Source organism: Mesorhizobium shonense, from assembly GCF_040545255.1.
Classification (GTDB): Bacteria; Pseudomonadota; Alphaproteobacteria; order Rhizobiales; family Rhizobiaceae; genus Mesorhizobium; species Mesorhizobium shonense.
Genome location: NZ_JBEPLM010000023.1, coordinates 1 through 19484, shown reverse-complemented (window position 1 = coordinate 19484; position 19484 = coordinate 1). Strand labels below are relative to the sequence as shown.

Here is a 19484-nt window from a genome sequence, read left to right as displayed (position 1 = left end):
AATCATTTTCAAATATCGAGTTGTCTGCGGTGAATAATTTCGCCCCGTTAACGAAAAAGCTCTTGTCGCAAGCCGGTTGGCAGTTTCTCCGTTCGGGTAAAGGCGACCATGAAATTTGGACCAATCCGATTTCCGGGCGCAAGGTCACCGTGGATCACGCCATCAAGTCCCGTCACACAGCAAATGCCATTCTGAAACAGGCAGGTCTCCCGAAGGCATTCTGATTAAACGTGGTGTGACCGACAGCTCCCCGTGACGTGAGCCGTGACGGCCACCTTTCTGCCGCTGTATTCGGCGAGGGCGATGCCTCCGAGCACGAGCACAAGCGCAAGACCTTGATAGAGCTCAAACTGCTCGCCGACGATCAGCACCGAAAGCAGCGTGCCGAAGATCGGCACCAGATTGATGAACAGCCCGGCGCGGTTGGCCCCGATCAGTTCATTGCCCCTGATATAGAAAATCTGCGAGACGACGCTGGCGCCGAGCGCGGTGTAAAATGCGACCGCCCATCCGCGCGCGTCCGGGACGATGACGCGGCCTGCCGCCACTTCCCAGACGAAGAAGGGCACCGAGGTCAAAAGCGCGGCGAAAGACAAGGCCAGCATGAGGCTTTGCCAGCGAATGGCCGGCTTCAGACGCAGCCCCACCGAATAGAGGCTGTAGCAGACAACCGCGACCAGCATGATGGCGTCGCCGAAATTAAGCTCGAGCTTCAGCAACTGGCCGAGATCGCCGTGGCTCGCGGTGAGGGCGACGCCGACGGTGGTCAGCGCGACGCCGACGATCTGCAGCCGCTGCACATGCAGGCGGAACAGCACGAAATTGGCAAGGATGATGACGATCGGTATGGCGGCCTGCTCGATCGAGACGTTGATGGCGGTCGTGTAGTTCAGCGCCGTGTAGAAGATGACGTTGAAGATCGTGAAGCCGCAAGCGCCGAGGCCGGCGAGCAGCAGCCAATGCCGGCGCAATTCGGGCCAGTCCTCGCGAAACGCCCGCCAGCCGACGGGCAGCAGGATCAGCACCGCCAATACCCAGCGCAGGAAGACCAGCGTCATCGGCGACACGTGATCGACGGCAAGCTTGCCGGCCACGGAATTGCCGCCCCATAGCAGCGTGGTGGAGAGAAGGAACAGATAGGCGGCTCGATGCATTGCTCAATCCGGCTCGGAAGCTGCGTTCGAAGATCGAAGCCGGCCTATTGCGGCCGCAAGGCCAAGTAAATGATGCGAAAGCCAGAATTTGTTGTGCCTGGATCAGGATGACGATTTGTTGAGTCATCCTGATCCAACACTAGGTTGGAGCATGATCTCTTCCGAAAACCGGTTCCCACTTTTTTGCGTTCGCCGACCTTCGGTTTCGGGTTTTCGGCGGCAAAGAAAGGGTCGCATCGGCCGGCACATGAGTCTATAGAGGCCTGTCGTTTCAAGCCGCCAAGGCGGCATCTCAAGGGAAAAGAACATGGCCAATGTGGTGGTCGTCGGCTCGCAATGGGGCGACGAAGGCAAGGGCAAGATCGTCGACTGGCTGTCGGAACGCGCCGACGTGGTCGTGCGCTTCCAAGGCGGCCACAATGCCGGTCATACGCTGGTCGTCGACGGCAAGGTCTACAAGCTGTCGCTGCTGCCGTCCGGCGTGGTCAGGCAGGGCAAGCTGTCGATCATCGGCAACGGCGTCGTCTTCGATCCGCATGCCTTCGTCGCGGAAGTCAAGAAGCTCAAGGAACAGGGCGTGGACGTGACGCCCGAAAGCCTGAAAATAGCCGAAAACACCGCGCTTATCCTGTCGCTGCACCGGGAGCTGGACGGATTCCGCGAAGACGCCGCCTCGAATTCCGGAACCAAGATTGGCACGACCCGCCGCGGCATCGGCCCCGCCTACGAGGACAAGGTGGGCCGGCGCGCCGTCCGGGTAATGGATTTGGCGGATTTGGAAACGCTTCCCCTGAAGGTCGACAGGTTGCTCACGCACCACAATGCGCTGCGCCGTGGGCTTGGCCATGCCGAGGCGACGCATGAGGCGATCATGCAGGAGCTGACCTCGGTGGCCGGCGAGATCCTGCCTTACATGGACCGCGTCTGGAAGGTGCTCGACGACAAAAGGCGCGCCGGCGAGCGCATCCTGTTCGAAGGCGCGCAGGGCACGCTGCTCGATATCGACCATGGCACCTATCCCTTCGTCACCTCGTCCAACACGGTGGCGGGACAGGCGGCCGCCGGCTCCGGCACCGGCCCAGGCGCGATCGGCTATGTGCTCGGCATCACCAAGGCCTATACGACGCGCGTCGGCGAAGGCCCGTTCCCGACCGAACAGCAGAACGAGATCGGCGAGTTCCTCGGCACGCGCGGCCACGAATTCGGCGTCGTCACCGGCCGCAAGCGCCGCTGCGGCTGGTTCGATGCGGTGCTGGTGCGCCAGGCCGTCGCCGTCAACGGCATCAAGGGCATCGCGCTCACCAAGCTCGATGTGCTCGACGGGCTGGACGAGATCAAGGTCTGCACCGGCTATCGCCTCGATGGCGAAATGATCGACTATCTGCCGGCCAGCCAGGGCGCCCAGGCGCGCGTCGAGCCGGTCTATGAGACGCTCGAAGGCTGGAAGGGGACGACGGCCGGCGCCAGGAGCTGGAACGATCTGCCGGCGCAAGCGGTCAAATATGTCCGCTACATCGAGGAGCTGATCGGCGCCCCGGTTGCGCTGCTTTCCACCAGCCCGGAGCGGGACGACACGATACTTGTGACCGATCCGTTTCAAGACTAGTTTCACAGCCCTTCCCGGCGTAACAGCTGATTTGTGCGCCGGGGAAAGAATGCAGGTCAACTGACGCATGGCAGATTTCGTTAGTGTTCTGAAAAAGCAGCTTGAGAAGCACGGCGAGCCCTCGTCCGAGCTTCGCAAGCGGATCTACGAGAACGTTCGTACGGCACTGGTGAAGAAGCTCGCGGAGTATTCTCCGCCGTTGGCGCCCGATATCGTCAGCAAACAGAAACGCTCGCTGGAAGACGCGATTTCCAGCGTCGAGCGGGAGTACACCAAGCCAGCTCCGGCGCCCAAGCCCGTCCCGGCGGAAGATCCACTGGCGGAGCTGGAGCACATCTTCTCGTCGATCGACCGCAACAAGAACCAGCCGAGCCATGTCCGGCAGCCGCCGATGGCGAAGCCCGAACCTGCCAAGCCTGAGCCGTTCAAGCCGGCGCCGGCGCCGGTGCAGACGGAACCGAACTGGCAAAGCGCATCAAAGACGGAACCGAGCTGGCAAGGGGCAACGAAGACGGAGCCCGGCGGCTGGCACAAAGTGCCTTCGGCGCCACCGCCGATGCCTTCGCCGCGCGAGGACGATGTCGGCCTGCCCGGCACGGACGCCGCCGAGCCGGAGGACGGCGATGTCTTCGCCAATGACGAGCAGCCGGCGGCAGACACTTTCCAGCGGCTGCGGCCGCCGCCACGCAAGCGCAGCTATGGCGGGTTGATCGCGACCGTTGTCGCGTTGCTGGTGCTGGGCGGGGGCGGTTACGGCATCTGGCTGAACAAGGATGCGTTCAGCTCGATGCTCGGCTTGAAAGGCGGTGGCAGCAAGACGGTCTCGACCGAGCCTCTGGTCAAGCCCGCTCCAGCAAAACCGGCCACCGAGACGGCAGCCGCGCCGCCCGCCGCGGGCAACAACGCGACGGCTGCCAATGAGCCAGCCGAGACAGCGAAATTCACCCAGCGCCTGACGCCTGAGGGCAAGGAGACCGATCCCGGTCCGGCCGGTGGGCAGAGCACCATCGGCGAGGGCGAATCCGTCGCCGCGCTGACCACACCGCCGCCGGCCGCGCCGGCGACGACTACTCCGCCGGCCCCTGCCGGCACGCCACCGGCTGCGCAAACGCCGGCCGCGACACCGCCTACCGCGGGAACGCCGCCTTCCGGTGCTGCCGCCAATCCGCCTGCGCCGGCCGCCGGGACCACACCCCCTGCAGCGGGGACCACACCGCCTGCCGCCGGCGCAACGCCACCCCCCGCTGGCGCAGCGCCGGCACCTGCGACGGCGCAAGCGACCGTGCCGGTCGGCCAGAAGGCGATCTTCTATGAGGAGCGCACCAGCACGCAGCAGGGCACGGCGGAGCCCGGCAGCATCGTCTGGTCGCTGGTGCAGGAATCGCCGGGCGGCGACCTGCCGCCGGAGCCGGCGATCCGCGCCGAGGCAACCATTCCCGGCAAGGACATCCAGCTCCGCATGACGATCCGGCGCAACACGGACCAGACCCTGCCGGCGAGCCACATCATCGAGATGATCTTCCTGACGCCGGAAGGGTTTGATGGCGGCGGCGTCGACAACATCCTGCGCATCGCCATGAAGAGTTCCGAACAGGACGCCGGCAGTCCGCTGATCGGCATTCCGGCCAAGATCGCCGACGGCTTCTTCCTCGTCGCGCTCAACGACACCAAGGCCGACGAGGACGCCAACCTGACGCTGCTCAGGGGACAGGACTGGATCGACGTTCCGGTGGTCTACAAGACCGGACGGCGCGCCCTGCTCACCATGGAAAAGGGCATCCCCGGCGAGAAGGTTTTTGACGAGGCGCTGAAGGCTTGGGCGGCGAAGACGTCTGGATAAGAGCGGTTTTCGCCGGCTTAAAATCCTTGAAACAGCATGTCGAGTGCGGCGACGATCTCGTCGTGATGGTTGGCGAGATTGGTTCTGTTCTCCGCGAGCTCTGTCGCGGCCACCGTGGCGATCAGATGGGTGGCCATGACCAGCTTTCGCCCATTGATTTCGAAGACGGGGTGCAGCTTCCGCATTGGCGGCGGGGCTGACGCGAGCGGCAGAAGCGGAACGACCACTCGTGTCTTGAAGTTGTCGAGGAGATCGGACTGAACGTCGAGAAGGTAGCCGCCTTCTATGCCGCCGGCGGCGAAGACGTCATAGCGCGCCATCAGAACTGCCGATGTTCTTTGAGCGGAATGCCATGCTTTTCGACATAGTCATTCCAGGAGTCCATCGTGGCGCGGTTTTCAAGCTTCCAAAGCCGCGTTTTCTCAACGGCCACGGCTTCGGCGATGCCGGCTTCGGCGGCACGAGAGACATTCACGTTAAGCCCCTTTGCCTCCTTCATGAGCTGTGAATCGATCGACAGATTTGCCGGTTGACGGACCGCATTTGCGGCTATCTTGCGCATGATGGTCTCCGCAATATGCGTATACTATATGCGCATTTCCTTATTGCGGCAACGAGCGGGCATTGCTCGGCCTCAGCCCTCCATCTCTTCCCGCAGCATCTCCAGTTCCAGCCACTCTTCCTCAAGTGCCGCCAGTGTGGTGCGCTCCTTGTCCAGCGCGGCGATGGTCTTCTGGAACGAGACCGGGTCGCGCTCGTAGAAGGACGGATCGGCGATATTGTTCTCCAGCCGCGAGATCGAGGCCGTCACCGCCTCGATCTTCTTCGGCAGGGATTCCAGCGCGAATTTCTGCTTGAACGAAAGCTTCTTCGCCGCGCCTTTCGGGGCGGCCTGTTCGGCCTTCGGCGCGGCGCTTGCGTCGGCGGTTTCGACCTTGGGCCTTGCCCTGCGGTCCTCCAGCCTGGAGCCGCCGCGCTGCGCCAGCATATCGGAATAGCCGCCGGCATATTCGATCCAGCGGCCGCCGCGGTCGGGGGCGATCACGCTGGTGACCGTGCGGTCGAGGAAGTCGCGGTCGTGGCTGACCAGGATGACCGTTCCGGCAAAGCCGGCGACCAGCTCCTGCAGCAGTTCCAGCGTCTCCATGTCGAGGTCGTTGGTGGGCTCGTCGAGCACAAGCAGGTTCGCCGGCCGCGCCAGCACGCGGGCCAGCAGAAGACGCGCGCGTTCACCGCCCGAAAGCTCGCGCACCGGCGTGCGCGCCTGCTCCGGCTTGAACAGGAAATCCTTCATATAGGAGACGACGTGGCGCTGCTCGCCGTTGACCAGAAGGTTCTCGCCGCGTCCGTCGGTCAGATAATGCGCCAGCGTCTCCTGCGGGTCGACGGCCTCGCGCTTCTGGTCGAGCGTGGCGATCTCCAGATTGACGCCGAGCCGCACCGAGCCTGCATCCGGGGCCAGCTCGCCGGTCAGCATCTTCAACAGCGTCGTCTTGCCGGCGCCGTTCGGCCCGACCAGGCCGACGCGATCGCCACGCTGGATGCGGGTCGAAAAGCCTTTGACGACGGTAAGGCCGCCGAAACTCTTCTCGATGTTCTTGGCCTCGATCACCAGCTTGCCGGATTCGGCGGCGTCGCTCGCCAGCATGGTGGCCGTGCCTTCGGCGCCGCGATGACTGCGGAAGCGCTGGCGCATGGCCTGCAGCTCGCCGAGGCGGCGCATGTTGCGCTTGCGCCTGGCGGTCACGCCATAGCGCAGCCAATGCTCCTCGCGCACGATCTGGCGGCCGAGCTTGTGCTGCTCGCGCTCTTCCTCTTCCAGCACCTGGTCGCGCCATTCCTCGAAATGCGCAAATCCCTTGTCCAGCCGCCGCGTCTGGCCGCGGTCGAGCCAGACTGTGGCACGCGAGACGCGCTCGAGAAAGCGGCGGTCGTGCGAGATCAGGATCACGGCGGATGAGGTGCGGGCGAGCTCCTCTTCCAGCCATTCGATGACCGACAGGTCGAGATGGTTGGTCGGCTCGTCCAACAGCAGGATGTCGGGTTCCGGCGCCATCACCCGGGCAAGCGCGGCGCGTCTTGCCTCGCCGCCGGAAAGGTCGTTCGGCCGTTCCTCGCCGCTGAGGCCGAGATGGTCCATCAGATAGGTGGCGCGATGCGGGTCGTCGGCCGGCCCAAGGCCGGCCTCCACATAAGCGCGCACGCTGGCGAAGCCATCCATGTCGGGCATCTGCGGCAGGTAGCGAACCGTGGCCGAAGGCTGGCGAAAGACCTCGCCGTCCTGCGGCTCGATCAGCCCGGCGGCGATCTTGAGCAGCGTCGACTTGCCGGAACCGTTGCGGCCGACCAGCGCGATCTTCTCGCCGGCGGAGGCGCTCAGCGCCGCGCCGTCGAGCAGCGGCGTGCCGCCGAAGGTCAGTTTAATGCCGTCGAGATTGAGGAGTGGCGGCGCCATGTCAGCTTTCGGGAAGAGGATAGGGGTGGGCGAGCAGCAGCGCCCGGCCGCGCTCCAGCGCGATGCCAAGCTGCCCTTTGACCTCGTTTGATATAGTGAGCGAGGAGCCGAACGCCACCTCGACACGGTCGAGCGGCCATTTGGCGCCGGTGACCGTCAGGCCGGCGAGGTCGGAGAAGCCGAGCACCGAGAACAGCGTGCCGTCGGCGTAGTCGAAACTGGCTTTGCCCGGCAGGACGGGCACGCCTTCCTGCGCGCCGCTGGTCAGCAGCACCGTCGTGCCCGCCTCGGCCAGCCGCACGCTGAGAGCCTGATGCAGGAAGGCATGGTCGGCGCGCTTACCGCCAAAGGCGCCGGCCAGCACCAGGCTGGTGGCGCCGCGCGCAAGCGCCTCGGCGATGGCGAGCTCGCCATCGGTCATGTCCTTTTCGGCCGGAAAGATTTTACGCGGGACGGCGGCGAGATCATCCGGCAGGTTCGCCGGCACCGAGTCGAAATCGCCGACCCAGAGCTCCGGCACGAGGCCGAGCATGTGCGCATGGCCGATGCCGGCGTCGGCGGCGATGACGCGAGAGCCTTCGATCTGGCGCTCGAGTCGAGGCGTGCGGACGAGTTCGCCGCCAAGCAGGATGGTGAATGTGCCCATGGGCGTCGCCCTTACCAGCCCTGCCCGCGAAACGGAAGCCGGGCGCATCCAAACGCAACGGAGCAGCGTTCCGGAGTTAGCGGCGATGCAACTGGATGCCCGGCAACTTCCGCTTGCGCGCCGCTTCGGCCGGGCCTATGTCTCGCAGTGCTCTAACGGGGTGCCGGACGCTGACTTTGCGAACCGGCTGAGAGGCGACAATGCCAACCCGCTGAACCTGATCCGGTTTGTACCGGCGGAGGGATTAGACGTTTCGGACCATCCGGCGCCTCAATTCCTTGTCACGCGAACGACGGAGGCGCCGATGCGCTCACTATTGTCCCAGCTTATTCTCGCAACGGGCCTGGTTTCGCTTTTGGCGGGCGTCGGGCCTGCCGAGGCGAAGGACAAGCTCACCGTCTACACCTATGAAAGCTTCACCGCCGACTGGGGTCCGGGGCCCGCGGTGAAGAAGGAATTCGAAGCCGAATGCGGCTGCGATCTCGAATTCGTCTCGGTCGCCGACGGCGTGGCGCTGCTCAACCGCGTCAAGCTGGAAGGCGCCGGCACCAAGGCCGACGTCGTGCTCGGGCTCGACACCAACCTGACGGCGGACGCCAAGGCGACCGGTTTGTTCGCGCCGCATGGCGCGGTCGCTGACATAAACGTGCCCGGCGGCTGGAAGGACGACACCTTCGTGCCCTTCGACTACGGCTATTTCGCCGTCGTCTACGATACCCAGAAGCTGAAGAGCCCGCCGAAGAGCTTGAAGGAACTGGTCGAGGGCAGCGCCGCCGACAAGATCGTCATCCAGGATCCGCGCACCTCGACGCCGGGCCTTGGCCTGCTGCTCTGGGTGAAGTCGGTCTACGGCGACAGGACGCCGGAAGCCTGGGCCAAGCTCAAGTCAAAGGTGCTCACGGTGACGCCTGGCTGGAGCGAAGCCTATGGCCTGTTCACCAAGGGCGAAGCGCCGATGGTGCTGTCCTACACCACCTCGCCGGCCTACCATATGGTCGCCGAAAAGACCGAGCGCTACCAGGCGGCTTCCTTCGAGGAGGGCGAATACCTGCAGATCGAGGTTGCCGGCATCACCACGACCGGCGCGAAGAACCCACTGGCGGAAAAGTTCATCGCTTTCATGACCGGGCCGAAATTCCAGGACGTCATCCCGGAAACCAACTGGATGTTCCCGGCCGGCAAGACCGACAAGCCGCTCAACCCGGCCTTCGACAGACTGGTGAAGCCGACCAAGACCCTGCTTTTCAGCCCCGAAGAGGTCGCGGCCAACCGCAAGGCCTGGGTGGATGAGTGGCTGGCGGCGATGAGCAAGTAAAGTTTTCGATGGTTGCGCCAAGCCACCCCCCTCTGTCCTGCCGGACATCTCCCCCTCAAGGGGGGAGATTGGCTGTCACCTCGACCTTCGCCAATCTCAAACGTTGCAGGACTGAGCGGGGCGCTCGAGCTTCCAATCTCCCCCCTGGAGGGGGAGATGTCCGGCAGGACAGAGGGGGGCGCGAAGGAACTCAGCGTTCGCTAGCTCAAACCCAAGTGGTGCAGCGTGCAGTCCGCGCCGCGCTCTGACTTCCGCGTCACCGCCGGCATCGTTGCCCTCGCGGTAATCGCCTTGCTCATCGGCGGCGCCTTCGCCGGTCTCGCTGTCGAAGGCGTGCACGACCCGTCCGGCGCTCTCGCTGCCTTCGACGGCTATCTCTTGCGCGTCGCCCGCTTCACGCTGTGGCAGGCGCTGCTGTCGACGCTGTTGTCGGTCGCGCCGGCGATGCTGGTCGCGCGCGCCCTGTCCAGGCACCCGACCTTTCCCGGGCGTCGGCTGATCCTGCAGCTCTTCACCGTCCCGCTGGCGCTGCCGGCGATCGTCGCGGCGCTCGGCGTGCTGGCGCTCTATGGCCGCGCCGGTTATTTCGCCGGCGTCCTCGGTAAATTCGGCGGCGGGGAATGGCCCGGCATCTACGGCCTGTCCGGTATCCTTATCGCGCATGTCTTCTTCAACCTGCCTTTGGCCACGCGCCTGTTCCTGGAATCGTTGGCTACCGTGCCCACCGACCAGTGGCGGCTGGCGAGCCAGCTCGGCATGGGCGCCCGGCCGGCGTTGCGGCTGATCGAATGGCCGGCGCTGCGCGCGGCATTGCCGGGCGTCGCCGGACTGGTGTTCATGCTCTGCATCACGTCCTTCACCATCGTGCTGACGCTCGGCGGCGGGCCGTCGGCGACGACGCTGGAGGTCGCCATCTACCAGGCGCTGCGCTTCGATTTCGATCCGGCCCGGGCGGTGGTGCTGACGCTGCTGCAGATCGGCCTGACCGTCGTTGTCGTCGCCGTGCTGATGCGGCTCGGCGCCAACACGGTCGGCGACGCCAATCTGCCGGTGGCGCCGCGCCGCTATCTTGCAACCGGCAAGGTCGAGGCCGTTCTGAACGCCGGCCTGATCGCGCTTGCCCTGCTGTTCGTCGCCGGGCCGATGGCGGCGACCGTACTCGCCGGGCTGGATGCGGATCTCGGCCGGCTGGCTGGCGAGGACGCCGTGCGCCTGGCGACGCTCACCAGCGCCGGTCTCTCTTTCGTCTCGGCGCTGCTTTCGGTGACGCTATCGCTCTCGCTCATCGCGGCGCGGCGCGCGCTGGCCTTGCGCCGTCGCGCGGGCAGCGCCATGTCGCTGCTCGAGCATGCCACCGACACCGGCGCCGGTTTCGTGCTCGTCGTGCCGCCGATCGTGGTCGGCGCCGGCTGGTTCCTGGCGCTGCGCGGCGTCACGGATGTCTTCGCCATCGCGCCCGTCATGGTCGTCGCCGTCAATGCGGTGATGGCGATGCCTTTCGCCATCCGCGCCGTTCGTCCGGCCTACGATGCGGCAAGCGAGCGCCATGAGCGGCTCTGCGTAGCGCTCGGCATTTCCGGCTGGAATCGGCTGCGCCTGGTCGACTGGCCGTCGCTCAGGCGGCCCTTGGCCACCGGCTTCGCCTTCGCCATGGCGCTGTCGCTCGGCGATCTCGGCGTGATCGCGCTGTTCGGCAGCGATGCGGTGCAGACCTTGCCCTATCTTCTGCTCGCGCGCATGGGCAGCTACCGGACCGCCGACGCCGCGGGGCTGGCCTTGCTGCTCGGCCTCGTCTGCCTGATGCTGGTGGTCGCCGCCGATTGGCTGGGGCGGGAAGCAAAGGCATGACGACGACCAACAACGGCATTGTGGCGGGGGCCGGGCTGGCCGTCAGGCTGGAGGACGTTTGGTTCAGCTATGGCGAGGCATCGTTCCGCTTCGATGCCGAATTCGCCGCCGGCAGGATCACCGCCATCATGGGACCGAGCGGTTCCGGAAAATCGACGCTGCTCAATCTGGTCGCCGGCTTTGAAAAGCCAAGCGCGGGCAAAGTGCTGATCGGTGGGATCGATGTCGGCAATGCGCCGCCTTCGGCGCGCCCGATGTCGATGGTGTTCCAGGAAAACAATCTGTTCGCCCATCTCTCTGTGGAGGGCAATGTCGGGCTCGGCCGCTCGCCATCGCTCAAGCTCACCTCCGCCGACCGCCACGCGGTCGCGGAAGCGCTGACGCGCGTCGGCCTTGCCGGCAAAGAGAAACGGCTGCCGCGCGAGCTTTCCGGCGGCGAGCGGCAGCGCGTCGCGCTGGCGAGGGTGCTCTTACGCGACAGGCCTGTGCTTCTGCTCGACGAGCCTTTTGCCTCGCTCGGTCCGGCGCTGCGCGACGACATGCTGGATCTGGTCGCCGACATCCACGCCGAACGGCACATGACTGCACTCTTCGTCACCCACCAGCCGGAGGATGCGCGCCGCATCGGCCAGGAGATCGTGTTTGTGGACGAGGGCAGGGTCGCGGCAACGGGGCCGGCCGCCGACTTCTTCGACCGCTCTGGACCGGACGCCTTCCGGCGCTATATCGGTGATCGAGGCGGCAGCGTTGCCGGATCACAACACATTGCCCGGAAGCGGACATAATTTACGGCCAAACCGGCAACGGGTGATCCGGCGTTTGCTTGCCTTGTCCGGGGGAGTGTGGCTAGGTCCGGCCATGCTGGTCCGGGTGGGCCGCGATTTGCCGAAAGAGTTTCGAAAGGAAGCCGATCTGCCGACCGGCGCGGAGAAAGTGTGGATGAAGCCGCTGACGCGATTTTTCGCGTTGGCCAGCTTTGCCGTGGCGCTGGCGAGCTGCCAGATGTTCACGCCGCCGGATGTCCAGGAATCCGGCTTCCAGCCCTCCGACAGGCCGATCACGGTCGACAATGTCGTCGCCAATGCCAAGCTCGCCGACATGGCGAAGGCGCAGCACCCGCGCATCCTGGCAACCTATGGCGGCGAATATTCCGATCCGAAGCTCGAGCGCATGGTGGCCAAGGTCGTCGGCAACCTGACGGTGGTGTCGGCCAATCCGACGCAGACCTATCGCATCACCATCCTCAATTCGCCCAACGTCAACGCCTTCGCGCTGCCGGGCGGTTATCTCTATGTCACGCGCGGGCTGCTCGCGCTGGCCAATGATTCCTCCGAGCTCGCCGCCGTCATCGCGCATGAGATGGGCCACGTCACCGCGAATCATGGCCTGCAGCGGCAGCAGCTCGAGGCCGAGGAAGGTCTGGCGACCAAGGTGGTCTCCGACGTGCTCGGCGACAGCCCGACCGCCAAGGCAGCACTCATCCGCGGCAAGCTGAAGCTCGCGCAGTTCTCGCGCAACCAGGAACTGCAGGCCGACGCCATCGGCATCAAGTCGATCGGCGAGGCAGGGTACGATCCGTATGCCGCCGGCCGCTTCCTGCAGTCGATGTCGGCCTATACCGATTTCCGCTCGGTGAGCGGCGCCACCGATGCCAGCCTCGACTTCCTGGCCACGCACCCCAACACGCCGCAGCGCATCGAACTGGCGCAGCGGCTTGCCCGCAACTTCGGGGCGCCGGGCGTCGGCACGCGCGACCGCGATGCCTTCCTCGCCGGCATAGACGGCCTGCTCTACGGCGACACGCCGGAAGAGGGCTATGTGCGCGGCCAGACCTTCATGCATCCCGGCCTCGGCGTCTCGTTCTCGGTGCCGGAAAGCTTCGTCATCGACAATTCGGCGGCCGCGGTGACCGCGACCGGACCTGGCGACATCGCCATCCGCTTCGACGGCGTGGCGATCGACAAGTCGGTGGCGCTGGCCGATTACATCCGCAGCGGCTGGGTCGCCGGACTGGAAGACTCAAGCGTGCGCCAGGAAACGGTCAACGGCAACGAAGCCGCGATGGCGCATGCCAGCGCGCAAGGCTGGCAGTTCGATATCGCGGTCATCCGGGCCGGCGCGCAGGTCTACCGGCTTCTGACCGCCGCCCCTTCGGCCAGCACCGCGCTGGAGCCGGTCGCGCGCTCGGTCAGCGGTTCCTTCCGCACGCTGAGCGCAACCGAGAAGGCGGCGCTGAAGCCGCTGCATATCCGGGTGGTGACCGTCCAGGCCGGCCAGACCATGGGCACGCTTGCCGCGCAGATGGTCGGCGTCGACCGCAAGCTCGACCTGTTCCGCGTGCTGAATGCAATGTCGCCCGGCGCGACCGTGTCGGCCGGCGACAAAGTAAAGATCGTCACCGACAAGTAGGGGCCGGCGTCCGCGTTCATGCGGCTCCGCCAGGATTTGGCTCGACGCCGTCTATTCGGTCGGTCCGGGCATGCCGTCGCTGCCGCCGTCGTCAGAGCCCATCGCCGCTGACGGTGTCGAAGCCGCCGCTGGTACCGCTGTCAGTGCCGCCGGTGGTGCTCCCGTCAGTGCCGCCGGTCGTGCCGCCCTCAGTGCCGCCGGTGGTGCCGCCTTCGGTGCCGCCGGTGGTGCCGCCTTCGGTGCCGCCGTCGGTGCTGCCACTGTCGGATCCGCCGCCGCTGCCGCCGCGGGGCTCGGGACGATCACCGCCATTGCCGCGCCAGGACGCCGGACCAGTATCTTTCTGTCTTGGCTTGACCGGTGTCTCGACGGCCTTTGGCGTGGGTATGCGGACCACCTTTATCTTCGTGACTGTTTTTCGCACGATCTTGGGCTTGCACACCGCAACCGTTAACTCGCTGCGCGCGGGAAGACCGAGAATGCTCATCGAATATACGTCTTGCCGCTTGATGCCGGCTTTGAGAAAAGCCAGGGCGCGGGCCGGATCGGCGGGCACGCCATTGCGGCCTTCCTGGAAGATCAGCGCGAGATCGTTCATGGCATTGACATGCCCCATCGCCGCCGCCTTGAGCAGCAGGTCCAGCCCCTTGTCGGTATCGCGCTGGACGCCGAGACCATTGAACAAGGCGCGTCCCCACGCGGCCATGGCGTAGGGGTCTCCCTTGTCGGAAGCTTGCGAATAGAAGCCGCTCGCTTTCACTGGATCTACGGCCGTCCCTATTCCGGACGAGGCAATGTAGCCGAGCTCGAAGACGGCGCGGACATGTCCCTTGTCGGCAGCATCCTGGATGGCCTTCCTGGCCTCGTCGACCTTGCCGGCCGCCAGCAGCGCCCGCCCGAGTTCGTAGTGGAAGCGGGCGACATCGGGGTAAGCCTTCACAGCCGCCTCGCAGGCCTCGACAGCCGCGCCGCCGATCTCGTTCGGCAACCTGCCGGGGACGACGCCCTGCAGGTCGAGCTGTGCGCCCGCGGCCTGGTCGCAGGGGTTGAGGCTTGGCGACAGCTTCATCGTCGCCGACCTGGACGCGTTGCCGGCGCGGATTTCGAAGCCAACCTCGACAGGAGTTGCCGAGCCGATCTGCGGCTCGTAGCGCAAATCGTCGACTTCATCGGCCGTCAGGCTCGATTGAGGCGGCAGCGCGCGATCCGGCAGGGACAGCGTTCCGGTTGCCGGATAACTCGCGAGCTTGAGGCTGACCGCGGGATCCCTGGTCGGGAAGTCCAGCTTCAACGAAACCGGACCGACGCCGACAGGAATGCCGATGTCGCGGCTTTCGATCGCCTCGGCGGCACCGCTGGGCAGGTTCAGCGCGACAGGTGCGACGCCCGACGGCTGGACTGTCTCCGGTGCCGGTTGGCTTGCGCTGCGCACCAGCACCACGTCGTCGATCAGCGAGGAGTTCTCCCACGGAACCTGCCTGCCGTTGGTGGCCTTGACCACGTCGCGGCGCACGGCCGCCATCACCGTGCGTATCTCCTGGTTCGGCGCCAGAGCGCGGCGGGAGAAGGCGGATGAGAACGGGCTGAGGTCGCCGGTACCGTCATAGGCGACAGCGCCGGGCTCGGTGGCGAAGGCAATCAGCGTGTTCAGCGAGCTCTTCACCTGCGCCAGGCCGGCGCCGCCGGCGACGATCAGCTGGTCGCGCAGCCAATAGTCCTTGCGCGGAAACGGATTGTTGCGGCAAGCGTCGAGGATGATCACCTGGATCTTCGACTTCGAGCGCAGTTGCTGCAGCACGTCGTCGAGCTTGATCGCCTGGACCTCGATATCGGCCGCGGCCTTCAGCGACGCATCGACCGGGATCAGGAAATTCTCGCCGCCGATCTGAAAGCCGTGGCCCGAATAATAGACGACGGCGAGATCGGCGCCGTCCGCCGCGGCGAGATAGTTTCGGAACTGCGCCTCGAACTGAAGCTTGGTGAGATCCTTGGCGACGAACACGTCGAAGCCGGCCAGCCGGAACGTGTTCGCCACGTCCTGAGCATCCTTGTCCGGGTTCTTAAGCGCCGGGATTTCTCGGTATTCGGAATTGCCGATCACAAAGGCAACCCTGCGATCCGCATGCGCTTCGAACGCCGTGAGGCCCACGAGGATCAAGGCTGCAAGGAACGCGTAGCATCGCAGCATGGCAAATCCCCCATCCGCTATGGTCTATTGGCTCACAAAGACCAATTGCGGCACGCGGGTCTGTTAAAGAATTCACAATACGCCGATATGGAAAAGAAGAAAGGCTGCTGCGATGGCGAGATATGTTTATTTAATAAATATTCACGCTAGCAACTTCAAGTTGTTGCTTAGGCTGCTTCCGCAAGGAATTCAGGGTTCTGCTTGACCAGCGCCGCCCGCAGCTTTTCCATGGCGCGCGCTTCGATCTGGCGGACGCGTTCCTTGGAGATGCCGAGCGCCTCGCCGAGCGATTCCAGGGTGGCGCCGTCATCGCTCAGCCGCCGTTCCTCGATGATCCGAAGCTCGCGGGCGTTGAGCGCGCCAAGCGCGCTTTTCAGCCAGACCGCGCGACGCTCGATGTCGATCGTTTCGCCGACCACCTCGTCGGGAAGCGGATCCTCCGAGACCAGGAAATCCATCCGCTCGGCGGCGCCGTTCTCGTCGGCTAAAGGGGTGTTGAGTGAGCTGTCGGGAGCCGAAAGACGCGAATCCATCATCGCCACGTCGGCCTCCGGCACGCCGAGCGCGGCCGAGACCTCGCGGTAGAGCGAGGCGTTGGAGATCGGCTCGGCGCCATTGGCGAGGCGCGCGCGCAACCGCCTCAGATTGAAGAACAGCGCCTTTTGCGCCGAACTCGTGCCGCCGCGCACGATCGACCAGTTGCGCAGGATGTAGTCCTGCATCGAGGCGCGGATCCACCAGGTGGCGTAGGTCGAGAAGCGCACCTCGCGGGCAGGCTCGAAGCGGGCCGCAGCCTCCAGCAGGCCGACATGGCCTTCCTGGATCAGGTCGCCGAGCGGCAGGCCGTAGTGGCGGAATTTCGACGCCATGGAAATCACCAGGCGCATATGGGCGACGGTGATCAGGTGCAGCGCGTCCTGGTCGTTCTTTTCCTTCCAGCGTATCGCCAGGAGATGCTCCTCCTCGCGCTCGAGATAGGGAGCCTTCATCGCCGCCCGGACCAGTGTCCGTCCTGCCACGTCCTCGATCATGCCGGCTCCTCTTGGCGGTCGTTACGCTGATGAAGGTTGAAAAGACGCTGCCGCGCCCTACAACAGCCTGCAACGTGTCAGGCGCATGGATGGTTCCGTTGCGGCGGAGGCGCACGCCCGATGCGCGGGCATGGTTTTGTTATCGGCCCGGCATGTTCGCCTGCCGCGATTTGCATGGATTTTGAGGATCGGATTTCTGGCTGAGCCAATTTTTGAAATCTGGTTCCTTATTTCGTGGACATCTATCTGCCAGTTTGCGGCTCTCACAATGCGCCGGGGCACCGGTCAAAACGGGATCACAGAAAAATGAAATGGCTCAAATCGCTTCTCGTCGCCGGAACCCTGCAGGTTCTGGCGGTTACCGCCGGCCATGCCGGCGCCAATCTGGACCAGATCAAGCAGGCAGGCGTCATCAAGGTCGGCACGGAAGGCACCTACGCGCCCTTCACCTATCATGACGAATCCGGCGCGCTGGTCGGCTTCGACGTCGAGATCGCCAAGGCGATCGCCGAGAAGCTCGGCGTCAAGGTCCAGTTCCTCGAAGGCAAGTGGGACGGTCTGATCGCCGGTCTCGACGCCAATCGCTACGACGCCGTCATCAACGAGGTCGGCATCACCGATGCCCGCAAGGCCAAGTATGATTTCTCCGACCCCTACATCGCTTCCAAGGCCGTGCTGATCGTGCGCGCCGACAACAGCGACATCAAGACCTTCGCCGATCTCAAGGGCAAGAAGTCGGCGCAGTCGCTGACGTCCAATTTCGGCAAGCTCGCCGAAACCAACGGCGCCGAGCTGGTCGGCACCGACGGCTTCGACCAGTCGATCCAGCTGCTGCTCACCGGCCGCGCCGACGCCACCATCAACGACAGCCTATCCTTCCTCGACTTCAAGAAGCACAAGCCGGACGCCAATGTGAAGATCGCCGCGCAGGAAGAGAACGCCGACTATTCCGGCGTCATCGTGCGCAAGGGCGATCCGGAACTGGTCGCCGCGATCAACAAGGCGCTGGCCGACATCAAGGCCGACGGCACTTACAAGAAGATCGCGGACACCTATTTCGGCCAGGACGTCTCGCAGTAAACCATACGTATTTCCTTTTGAGTTCCGGCGGGTCGTCTTTGACGGCCCGCCGGTTTTTGCATGATATTCTTCGGGCATTGCCGGCCGGAGGTGGTCGCAGCATCCGGAAAGGAGAAGGGCTCCGTGCCGCACTGGTTGCAACTGATGATGGAGTCGCTGCCGACGCTGCTGTGGGCGGCGCTGATCTTCACCGTGCCGCTGACGCTGCTGTCCTTCGCGCTTGGGCTCATCGCCGGGCTGGTCACGGCGCTGGTCCGGCTGTTCGGCCCCAAGCCTCTGGTTGCGCTCGTCCGCTTCTATGTCTGGATTTTTCGCGGCACGCCGCTCTTGGTCCAGCTCTTCCTGATCTTCTACGGCCTGCCGTCGGTCGGCATCCTGCTCGATGCCTTTCCCGCCGCGCTGATCGGCTTCACGCTCAACATCGGCGCCTACACGTCGGAGATCATCCGCGCCGTCATCGGCTCGGTGCCGAAGGGGCAGTGGGAGGCGTCCTACTCGATCGGCATGACCTGGAGCCAGGCGATGCGGCGCACCATTCTGCCGCAAGCGGGCCGGGTCGCGGTGCCGCCGCTTTCCAACACCTTCATCTCGCTGGTCAAGGACACCTCGCTCGCGGCGGCAATAACGGTGCCCGAGATGTTCCAGGCAGCGCAGCGCGTCGTCGCCACCACGTACGAGCCGCTGATCCTCTATGTCGAGGCGGCCGCGCTCTACCTGGCGATGAGCTCGGTGCTGTCGGCGCTGCAGGCGCGGCTGGAGGTGCGGCTCAACCGCTATGGCGGGTTCCTGGAGGCCAACGCATGATCGGCCTCACCGACATCGAGAAGCGTTTTGGCGACAACCTTGTCCTGAAGGGCGTCACCGTCAGCATCGACGAGGGCAGCGTGACGGCGCTGGTCGGCCCCTCGGGCGGCGGGAAAAGCACGCTTTTGCGCTGCATCAACCTGTTGGAGATCCCGACCTCCGGCATCTTGCGCATCGGCGACGAGACGCTTGCGTTCCGGCCGGGCGGCAAGGTGCCGGCGGCGGATGTGCAGCGCGTGCGCCTGCAGACCGGCATGGTGTTCCAGAATTTCCAGCTTTTTCCGCACCGGACCGCGATCGAGAATGTCATGGAAGGACTGATCACGGTGCTGAAGTGGTCCGAGACAAGGGCGCGCGAGCGGGCGATGGCGCTGCTCGAAAAGGTCGGCATGGCGCACAAGGCCGATGCCTGGCCGGCGACATTGTCGGGCGGCCAGCAGCAGCGGGTGGCGATCGCCCGGGCGCTGGCGCCGTCGCCGCGCGTGCTGCTTTGCGACGAGCCGACCTCGGCGCTCGATCCGGAACTGGCGCAGGAAGTGGTCGACGTGCTGGGGCAACTGGCCCGCGAAGGCACCACCATGGTGATGGCCACGCATGATCTGCGGCTTGCTTCCAAGATCGCGCAGGAAGTGGTGTTCCTCGATGCCGGCTCGATTGTCGAAAAGGGCCCGGCTTCGGTCGTGTTCGACAATCCGGAGCGCGAGCGGACCAAGCGCTTCATCGCCTCGCTGCGGCAGGAGGAGGCGCAAAGGGAAGGCGGCAGAGAGGGATCAGGTACGATTTCTTCGTAGGCCTGCGCTGCCCCTCATTGCCCTGCCGGGCATTTCTCCCCGTATAGTGACGGGGAGAAAGACGCCGTCATGAATGATTTCGCCAACTGTCGACGTGCAGAATGATTGCCGAGGCCACGGCCGTCTTCCTTCTCCCCGTCACTATACGGGGAGAAGGTGCCGGCAGGCGGATGAGGAGCAGCGCTGACTTTGCCAACGTTGCTCGCAACGAAAAAACCCGGCTCGTGAACTGACCCCCGAAAGTTGGACACAACCTTCGGGGGTTTTGCATGTCCAAACACAGTGCGCGTTTCAAGCGCTCGGTTGTCGATAGCTAT

17 protein-coding genes and 1 riboswitch are annotated in these 19484 nt (G+C 64.9%); of the genes, 10 read left to right on the top strand and 7 right to left on the bottom strand.

Annotated features, from left to right (window positions below; genetic code table 11):
* Window positions 1–29 precede the first annotated feature (29 nt).
* A complete protein-coding gene (locus ABID26_RS33620; RefSeq protein WP_126097462.1) occupies window positions 30–224 on the top strand; it encodes a type II toxin-antitoxin system HicA family toxin in 195 nt (64 codons plus the stop codon).
* Here the strand turns inward: ABID26_RS33620 and ABID26_RS33615 are convergent, their stop codons facing one another.
* Complete coding sequence (locus ABID26_RS33615; RefSeq protein WP_126097463.1) at window positions 225–1154, bottom strand: DMT family transporter; 930 nt, start codon at window positions 1152–1154, stop codon at window positions 225–227. It lies immediately after the preceding gene.
* A 307-nt stretch (window positions 1155–1461) separates the two neighbouring features.
* On the opposite strand from ABID26_RS33615, the gene ABID26_RS33610 reads away from it, so the two are divergent.
* On the top strand, window positions 1462–2760 hold the full coding sequence (locus ABID26_RS33610) for an adenylosuccinate synthase (protein ID WP_126097464.1): 1299 nt from the start codon (window positions 1462–1464) through the stop codon (window positions 2758–2760).
* Between the two features lie 67 nt (window positions 2761–2827).
* A complete protein-coding gene (locus ABID26_RS33605; RefSeq protein ID WP_126097465.1) occupies window positions 2828–4600 on the top strand; it encodes a hypothetical protein in 1773 nt (590 codons plus the stop codon).
* 17 nt (window positions 4601–4617) lie between these two features.
* Here ABID26_RS33605 and ABID26_RS33600 read toward each other — a convergent pair whose 3' ends face one another.
* The 4 genes from ABID26_RS33600 to ABID26_RS33585 all read right to left on the bottom strand — a co-directional run bounded on the left by ABID26_RS33600 (window position 4618) and on the right by ABID26_RS33585 (window position 7701).
* Window positions 4618–4920 (bottom strand): CcdB family protein, encoded by a 303-nt coding sequence (locus ABID26_RS33600; protein ID WP_126097466.1) that lies wholly within the window; start codon window positions 4918–4920, stop codon window positions 4618–4620.
* Complete coding sequence (locus ABID26_RS33595; RefSeq protein WP_126097467.1) at window positions 4920–5162, bottom strand: type II toxin-antitoxin system CcdA family antitoxin; 243 nt, start codon at window positions 5160–5162, stop codon at window positions 4920–4922. Before ABID26_RS33595 ends, ABID26_RS33600 begins: the two co-directional genes overlap by 1 nt.
* 72 nt (window positions 5163–5234) lie before the next feature.
* On the bottom strand, window positions 5235–7055 hold the full coding sequence (locus ABID26_RS33590) for an ABC-F family ATP-binding cassette domain-containing protein (protein ID WP_292304014.1): 1821 nt from the start codon (window positions 7053–7055) through the stop codon (window positions 5235–5237).
* Between the two features lies 1 nt (window position 7056).
* Entirely contained in the window at window positions 7057–7701 is a 645-nt protein-coding gene (locus tag ABID26_RS33585; RefSeq protein WP_126097469.1) for a thiamine diphosphokinase, read from the bottom strand.
* 146 nt (window positions 7702–7847) lie between these two features.
* Window positions 7848–7962: riboswitch (TPP riboswitch) on the top strand.
* A 43-nt stretch (window positions 7963–8005) separates the two neighbouring features.
* On the opposite strand from ABID26_RS33585, the gene thiB reads away from it, so the two are divergent.
* The 4 genes from thiB to ABID26_RS33565 all read left to right on the top strand — a co-directional run bounded on the left by thiB (window position 8006) and on the right by ABID26_RS33565 (window position 13273).
* Window positions 8006–9016 carry a thiamine ABC transporter substrate binding subunit gene (thiB, locus tag ABID26_RS33580; RefSeq protein WP_126097470.1) on the top strand — a complete coding sequence of 337 codons (1011 nt, stop codon included), beginning with the start codon at window positions 8006–8008 and terminating at the stop codon, window positions 9014–9016.
* 225 nt (window positions 9017–9241) lie between these two features.
* Window positions 9242–10864: a thiamine/thiamine pyrophosphate ABC transporter permease gene (gene thiP, locus ABID26_RS33575; RefSeq protein ID WP_126097471.1), complete on the top strand. Its 1623-nt coding sequence runs from the start codon at window positions 9242–9244 to the stop codon at window positions 10862–10864.
* Entirely contained in the window at window positions 10861–11649 is a 789-nt protein-coding gene (gene thiQ, locus ABID26_RS33570; protein WP_126097472.1) for a thiamine ABC transporter ATP-binding protein, read from the top strand. Before thiP ends, thiQ begins: the two co-directional genes overlap by 4 nt.
* 154 nt (window positions 11650–11803) lie before the next feature.
* On the top strand, window positions 11804–13273 hold the full coding sequence (locus ABID26_RS33565; RefSeq protein ID WP_126102510.1) for a M48 family metalloprotease: 1470 nt from the start codon (window positions 11804–11806) through the stop codon (window positions 13271–13273).
* Window positions 13274–13364: 91 nt separating this feature from the next.
* On the opposite strand, the gene ABID26_RS33560 is transcribed toward ABID26_RS33565, so the two are convergent.
* Both ABID26_RS33560 and ABID26_RS33555 read right to left on the bottom strand, forming a co-directional pair.
* Complete coding sequence (locus ABID26_RS33560) at window positions 13365–15461, bottom strand: caspase family protein (RefSeq protein WP_189521427.1); 2097 nt, start codon at window positions 15459–15461, stop codon at window positions 13365–13367.
* Between the two features lie 167 nt (window positions 15462–15628).
* On the bottom strand, window positions 15629–16492 hold the full coding sequence (locus ABID26_RS33555) for an RNA polymerase factor sigma-32 (protein WP_126097473.1): 864 nt from the start codon (window positions 16490–16492) through the stop codon (window positions 15629–15631).
* A 306-nt stretch (window positions 16493–16798) separates the two neighbouring features.
* Between ABID26_RS33555 and ABID26_RS33550 the strand changes: the two genes are divergently transcribed.
* From ABID26_RS33550 to ABID26_RS33540, 3 genes are all read left to right on the top strand, one after another.
* Window positions 16799–17572: an amino acid ABC transporter substrate-binding protein gene (locus ABID26_RS33550; RefSeq protein WP_126097474.1), complete on the top strand. Its 774-nt coding sequence runs from the start codon at window positions 16799–16801 to the stop codon at window positions 17570–17572.
* 123 nt (window positions 17573–17695) lie between these two features.
* A complete protein-coding gene (locus ABID26_RS33545) occupies window positions 17696–18376 on the top strand; it encodes an ABC transporter permease subunit (protein WP_126097475.1) in 681 nt (226 codons plus the stop codon).
* Window positions 18373–19167 (top strand): amino acid ABC transporter ATP-binding protein, encoded by a 795-nt coding sequence (locus ABID26_RS33540; RefSeq protein WP_126097476.1) that lies wholly within the window; start codon window positions 18373–18375, stop codon window positions 19165–19167. The genes ABID26_RS33545 and ABID26_RS33540 overlap by 4 nt, the downstream gene beginning before the upstream one ends.
* Window positions 19168–19484: the final 317 nt, after the last annotated feature.